General features: G+C 59.3%; 5 protein-coding genes and 1 pseudogene. 3 read left to right on the forward strand and 3 right to left on the reverse strand.

Going from position 1 to position 6,678, the window contains the following annotated elements; all coding sequences use genetic code 11:
• The first annotated feature begins 236 nt into the window (after window positions 1–236).
• Window positions 237–455, forward strand: coding sequence for a hypothetical protein (locus DU29_RS0109115; protein WP_028621461.1), 219 nt, complete (start codon window positions 237–239; stop codon window positions 453–455).
• Window positions 456–521: 66 nt separating this feature from the next.
• Here DU29_RS0109115 and DU29_RS01000000129740 read toward each other — a convergent pair whose 3' ends face one another.
• Window positions 522–845 (reverse strand): hypothetical protein, encoded by a 324-nt coding sequence (locus tag DU29_RS01000000129740; protein ID WP_033050393.1) that lies wholly within the window; start codon window positions 843–845, stop codon window positions 522–524.
• 103 nt (window positions 846–948) lie between these two features.
• On the opposite strand from DU29_RS01000000129740, the pseudogene DU29_RS01000000129745 reads away from it, so the two are divergent.
• Window positions 949–1,809 (forward strand): annotated as a pseudogene (locus tag DU29_RS01000000129745) (YifB family Mg chelatase-like AAA ATPase); the annotation flags it as partial.
• A 124-nt stretch (window positions 1,810–1,933) separates the two neighbouring features.
• Here the strand turns inward: DU29_RS01000000129745 and DU29_RS0109125 are convergent.
• The gene (locus DU29_RS0109125; RefSeq protein ID WP_028621462.1) at window positions 1,934–3,910 is read right to left on the reverse strand and encodes a methyl-accepting chemotaxis protein; all 1,977 of its coding nucleotides are present in this window, start codon (window positions 3,908–3,910) and stop codon (window positions 1,934–1,936) included.
• Window positions 3,911–4,098: 188 nt separating this feature from the next.
• Window positions 4,099–5,019 carry a LysR substrate-binding domain-containing protein gene (locus DU29_RS0109130; protein ID WP_028621463.1) on the reverse strand — a complete coding sequence of 307 codons (921 nt, stop codon included), beginning with the start codon at window positions 5,017–5,019 and terminating at the stop codon, window positions 4,099–4,101.
• Between the two features lie 154 nt (window positions 5,020–5,173).
• Here DU29_RS0109130 and DU29_RS0109135 point away from each other — a divergent pair, with 154 nt between their 5' ends.
• Window positions 5,174–6,568, forward strand: a complete 1,395-nt coding sequence (locus DU29_RS0109135) for a NorM family multidrug efflux MATE transporter (RefSeq protein ID WP_028621464.1) — start codon at window positions 5,174–5,176, stop codon at window positions 6,566–6,568.
• The last annotated feature ends 110 nt before the right edge of the window (window positions 6,569–6,678 follow it).

Below are 6,678 nucleotides of genomic sequence, written 5' to 3' on the forward strand. Positions count from 1 at the left end.
TGTCAGGGGTAGCCCGTGAGCCACCCCAAGGCTCTCATATTTCCACATCGTATGGATGAGATACGTTCTCATTTGTTGCTGGTCTTAACCGTGGTGCCCTAGCGCCAATATTTGCGAATGCCCAGCCCTCTTCTAAGCTAGCCATTTCATAGAAGGAAAAACGGGGAAGGTGAAGGGCGACTTGCTATCATCCCTAGCTACCATCAAAACGTCACAACACTGCAAGGGAAGGCGCCATGGCTCACGAAGTAAAGATCAATCTTCAATCTATGCTGGTGCAGCGTCAGGACGTAGAAGTTGAAGTGAAAAAGGATGGTGGCAAGCTCGGCACTATTCTCATAAGCCAAGGCAACATCGAATGGCTTCCATCAGGCAATCATGTAAATAAATACAATCTCACCTGGACGCAATTCTCTGAGTTTATGGAAGAACACGGAATGCCAAAGAGGATGTAATGCTTACGCTTCGTATGTGAGCCCTGCACGCAGGGCTTTCTTGACCAGCCCTGCACGCTAAGGACATCAAGATTTGAGAGGCCTATCCTTTACGTAAAAGTTGAATCTGTCAGTTGCTCCCGACTCAAACCCTCGCTCGAATTCTTTATCCCAACCGAATACGATCATGGCAGGCCCTACAAGGTATCCCGTGCGCGTTGCTCCATGCTCCTCGGGTGTTTTTATAAAATACTTTGGTTCATCCAGCCTGATGCTGCGTCTTAGCGCTTCCGATAAGTCATGCGCCGAGCCTGGGTGCTTGAGCTCTTCTGATACCTCTGTTTTCCCCGCTTTCTCCTTGCCCGCAAGTACATATTTGTAATGGCAAGTAGCCATTTTATCCTTGCTCATACGGTAGCCTCCTGATGGGTAGTGGGGGGAGCCTAGACCACCAAAAAGATATCTGTCCTGAGCTCCAGTACCATCAACCGATTAAGCCATGGGTGTTTTGTGCCACAACCTGTTGTTCAGTGGACCGCCAGGCACCGGGAAAACACTGTTGGCGAGTCGATTGCCAGGTTTGCTGCCGCCACTGGCTGAACATGAAGCGCTGGAAGTCGCTGCCATTCAATCGGTCACCAGTTGCGTGCCGCTGAGCCATTGGCCGCAGCGCCCTTTTCGACAACCTCATCACTCCGCCTCCGGCCCGGCGCTGGTGGGTGGCGGGTCAAGGCCACAGCCTGGCGAAATCACCCTCGCCCATCACGGCGTGCTGTTTCTCGACGAACTGCCAGAGTTTGATCGCAAGGTGCTGGAGGTGTTGAGAGAGCCGCTGGAATCCGGGCATATCGTGATTTCCCGCGCCAAGGACCGCGTGCGTTTTCCGGCACGTTTTCAGTTAGTCGCAGCGATGAATCCGTGCCCCTGTGGATATCTTGGCGAGCCCAGTGGCAAATGCAGTTGCACGCCGGACATGGTCCAGCGTTATCGCAACAAATTGTCGGGGCCGCTGCTGGACCGTATCGATCTGCACCTCACCGTCGCCCGGGAAGCCACGGCATTGAACCCCGCACTCAAACCGGGCGATGACACCGCAACGGCTGCGCTGCTAGTCGCCGACGCCAGGGAGCGGCAGCATAAACGCCAGGGCTGCGCGAATGCTTTCCTCGACCTGCCGGGACTGCGCCGGCATTGCAAGTTATCCACCACCGATGAGACTTGGCTGGAAACGGCGTGTGAGCGACTGACACTGTCGCTGAGGTCAGCGCATCGACTGCTGAAGGTAGCGCGGACGCTGGCTGACCTTGAGCAGGTCGATGACATCACTCGGGAGCATTTGGCGGAGGCGTTGCAGTATAGGCCATCGACTCAGTAAGCGGATAAACCGAGCCGCCCTCATTCGCGAGCAGGCTCGCTCCCACAGGTCCGGCGTCGATCATGCAATTGCGGATCGACACCGTGGGAGCGAGCCTGCTCGCGAAAGCTATTTCCAGGGCGCCTCAACGAAACCGGTCAACCTCAGCACGCAGCCCGGCCGCCAGGCTTTCCAGCTCTTTGGCAGTGATAGCCAGATTCGACACCACCTCACGCTGTTCGCTGTTGGCCAGCGCAATGCTCTGCAGATTGCTGCTGAGCAACGTCGCGGTGCTGCTTTGCTCTTGGGTCGCCGTCGTAATGGCGGCGAATTGTTGGCCGGCCGAGCGGCTCTGCTCATCAATCCGTGCCAGCGCCGAAGCCACGTTGGCGTTACGCGACAGGCCTTCCTGCATCAGCACATTGCCCTGCTCCATGGTGCTGATGGCATTGCCGGTTTCCTGTTGGATGCTTTGAATCATCCCGGAGATTTCGTCCGTGGCCTGACGCGTACGCGACGCCAGGTTGCGCACCTCGTCGGCAACAACCGCGAAACCGCGACCTTGCTCACCGGCACGGGCTGCTTCGATCGCGGCGTTCAGGGCCAGCAGGTTGGTTTGTTCGGCGATCGAAGTAATCACGCCAACGATGCCACCGATTTCTTGAGAGCGCTGACCCAAGGTGTTGATCACAGTCGCGGTGCTGTTCAGTGCGCCGGCAATTTGCTCCAGCGACGAAGACGCCTCGTCCATCGATGTACGACCGATCTGGGTTTGTTGGGCGTTTTCCTGCGCCAGGCGCTGAGTGCTGCCCATGTTGTCGGCAATGTTCAGCGAGGTCGCGCTGAATTCTTCCACTGCGCCAGCCATGCTGGTGATTTCGCCGGACTGCTGCTCCATGCCTTCATAAGCACCGCCGGACAGACCGGACAACGCTTGGGCGCGGCTGTTGACCTCGTGCGATGCCTTGCGAATATGCTCGACCATGGTCGACAGCGCCTGGCTCATCTGGTTGAAGGCTCGCGCCAATTGGCCGATTTCATCGTTACTCGACACGTTCAGGCGCACGCTCAGATCACCGGCGCCCAAGGCCTCGGCCTGACGCACCAGATCACCCAGCGGCGCCAGTTTGCTGCGCAGCAACCACACGGCCGAACCGACGGCGATCAACATCGCCAACAGGCTGCCGATCGCCAGTTGAATACCGACGCTCCAGGTTACCGCACTGATTTCTGCTTTCGGCATGCTGGCCACGACCGACCAAGGACCGCCTTCGAACGGCATAGCGACGCTGTAGAAATCTTCGGACTTATCGCTCCAGAACTCGCCCTTGCCAGGCGTTTTGGACAACCCGACGATGGCCGGGACTGCTTGATCCAGCGCCTGCACACCCGCAATCGGCACCAGCCATTTGTTTTGCTCATCCAGCAAAGCCAGGGAACCGGTCTGGCCGATCCGGAAGCGCTTCAGATTGGCAAATTGCGCGTTCTGCGCGTCGGTGTAATCGAATCCTACGTACAACACGGCAATTACCTTACCGGCGCTATCGCGTACCGGGGTGTATTGCGACATGTACAGGCGTTCGAAAAGCAGCGATCGACCGACAAAGCTCTGGCCCGACATCAGGCGTGCGTAAGCCGGGTTCGCGTGATCAAGCACAGTGCCGATCGCGCGGGTGCCGTCCTGCTTGGTGACGTTTGTGCTGACCCGAATGAACTCTTCACCGCTGCGCACAAACACCGTGGCAACACCGGCAGTCATCTTCTTGAACTCGTCAACTTCCTTGAAGTTGTTATTAAGCACTTCGCTGCCCAGGTGCAGGCCCGGCGTCTGCGCGCCTGCCACAGTCACCGGCTGATCCGGGTGCACGGTCAAACCTTCGGTGAATCGTGTCTCGAACAGCCCGGCCAGGCGCTGGGTGCTTTCGCGCAACGTGCCGTGGAAGGTGCTCAGCTGATCGGCAAGCAAACGGGCCTCACTGGCCAGATGCTCTTCGCGGGTGGTGAGGTTGGCAGTATCCAGCGAACGCAGGGCGAATACGGTACTGCCGGTGATGACAATCGCCAATATTACGGCGAGCGCAAGACCAAGCTGGGAGGCGATCCGGGCACGAGGTTGAGACATGACAGCTCCTGGCTGAGCGAGCGGATCGTCCTGATCGCAGCACACACTCAGCAAAATTTTTTCCAGTTATGGGAATTGCATCGAACCTGCACGAAGGTTCCACCTGCAGATTTTCGGCGGCATTGCTGAATACTTGAGTAAATAACCGGGATATGGCGCAAAGCCTCTATCCAGGCACCTCTACCGATTCAGCTCAAATGCTCGACGTCGGGCAATTCCATGGCGTCCACCTCGGCTTGCAGGAAGACACTGAGACGACGCATTCGCTCACCACCGGGGCGGGTTTTCGGCCATACGAGGTAATATTTCTCACCGCTGGCGACGGCGGTCGGCCACGGCAAACTCAGACGCCCTTGCGCCACATCCTCGGCCACCATCAGCAAATCCCCCATGGACACGCCATAGCCACGGGCGGCAGCGATCATGCCCAGCTCCAGGGTGTCGAACACTTGCCCGCCCTTGAGCGAGACCTGATCGGCCAGGCCCATGCGCTCCAGCCAATTGCGCCAGTCACGTCGGTCCGGTGCCGGATGCAGCAATTCAGTGCTGGCCAGCCGTGCCACGTCCCAAGGCTGATCATCCAGCAGATTGGGCGCGCCGACCGGGATCAACTCTTCGGGGAACAGCAGCGTTGCCTCCCAGTCCAGCGGGAAATTTCCGTTGCTGAGAATCACCGCGCAGTCGAATGGCTCGTGATTGAAGTCCACCCTGTCGATGTCCATCCAGGCGCTGGTCAATTGCACTTCATTGCCGGGCTGCAGATGCCGAAAGCGACTGAGCCGCGCCAGCAGCCAGCGCATGGTCAGGGTGGAAGGGGCTTTCATGCGCAGGATGTCATCTTCGGCGCGCAACGTATTGCAGGCGCGCTCGAGGGCCGTGAACCCTTCCCGAACACCCGGCAGAATCAATCGCGCCGACTCGGTCAACTGCAGATGGCGCCCGCTGCGGTGAAACAGCCGACAGGCGAAATGCTCTTCGAGGGTACGAATGTGCCGACTCACCGCGCTTTGCGTAATCGACAATTCTTCGGCTGCACGGGTAAACGAGCTGTGGCGCGCCGCCGCTTCAAATGCGCGCAGGGCATACAAGGGAGGAAGACGACGAGACATTGGGAAAGCTCCTACAGCGGACCCGGTGACGTTAGCAGAAACTCTCGCATGAGTCTGACTCATGCAACCCATCCTTTTTATCCCTTTGTGCTAACCCCGCAGAGCGCCGAGAATCAGCGCTTGCCTGTCCTCCCATTTATCGAGCGTGATGACCATGCAGCATCCAGCGCGTACTGAACTCTGGGCCATTTTGCGGCTTTCGGGGCCGTTGATTGCCTCGCAGTTGGCGCACATGTTGATGGTTCTCACCGACACGTTGATGATGGCACGCCTGAGCCCCGAAGCATTGGCCGGTGGCGGACTGGGCGCAGCCACCTACTCCTTCGTTTCCATTTTCTGCATCGGGGTGATTGCGGCGGTCGGCACGTTGGTGGCGATCCGTCAGGGCGCCGGCGACATCGTCGGCGCCGCGCGGCTGACCCAGGCCGGTCTGTGGCTGGCGTGGTTGATGGCACTGGTCGCGGGATTGCTGCTGTGGAATCTCAAACCGGTGCTGTTGCTGTTTGGCCAGACTGAAACCAACGTTCAAGCCGCGGGCCAGTTTTTGCTGATCCTGCCATTCGCCCTGCCCGGCTACCTGAGCTTCATGGCCCTGCGCGGGTTTACCAGCGCCATCGGCCGGGCAACCCCGGTGATGGTTATCAGCCTCGCCGGCACGGTGGCGAATTTCCTGCTCAACTATGCGTTGATCACCGGCATGTTCGGCCTGCCGAAAATGGGCCTGGTGGGCATCGGTCTGGTCACCGCGATTGTCGCCAATCTCATGGCCGTTGCGCTGGCTTTGCACATTCGCCGGCACCCGGCGTACGACGCTTATCCGCTGCTCCCAGGGCTGTCGCGGCCCAATCGGCGATACCTGAAAGAGCTTTGGCGCCTGGGTCTGCCGATTGGTGGTACCTATGCGGTTGAGGTCGGGCTGTTTGCGTTCGCAGCGCTGTGCATGGGCACCATGGGCAGTACGCAACTGGCGGCGCATCAGATCGCCCTGCAGATCGTTTCGGTCGCGTTCATGGTTCCGGCAGGCATGTCCTACGCGATCACCATGCGCATCGGCCAGCATTATGGCGCGGGGCAACTGCTGAAGGCGCGCCTGGCTGGGCGGGTGGGGATTGCGTTCGGTGCTGCGGCGATGCTCGGGTTTGCGCTGGTGTTCTGGTTCTTGCCGAACCAGTTGATCGGCTTGTTTCTCGACCACAACGACCCGGCATTCCGTGAAGTCATCAACCTGGCGGTGAGCCTGCTGGCGGTAGCGGCGTGGTTCGAGCTGTTCGACGGCACGCAAACCATCGCGATGGGCTGCATACGCGGGCTCAAGGACGCAAAGACTACCTTCCTGGTTGGCCTCGGTTGCTATTGGCTGATCGGTGCACCCGCCGCGTGGTGGATGGCCTTCAACATGGAGGGAGGCCCGACGGGCGTGTGGTGGGGGTTGGCATTGGGACTGGCCTGCGCGGCGGTGAGTTTGACGCTGGCGTTTGAGTGGAAGATGAAGCGGATGATTCGGCGGGAGCCGCAGCCGCAGGGTTTCGAAATCGCTCAGCCGGACTGAGATTCCCTGATGGGGCCTCCTGTGGCGAGGGAGCTTGCTCCCGCTGGGCTGCGGAGCGGCCCTAGAATGCTGGGGGTTGCGTCGCAACCCAGCGGGAGCAAGCTCCCTCG

Origin of the sequence: Pseudomonas sp. Ant30-3 (assembly GCF_000690905.1) — a bacterium.
Taxonomy (GTDB): Bacteria; Pseudomonadota; Gammaproteobacteria; order Pseudomonadales; family Pseudomonadaceae; genus Aquipseudomonas.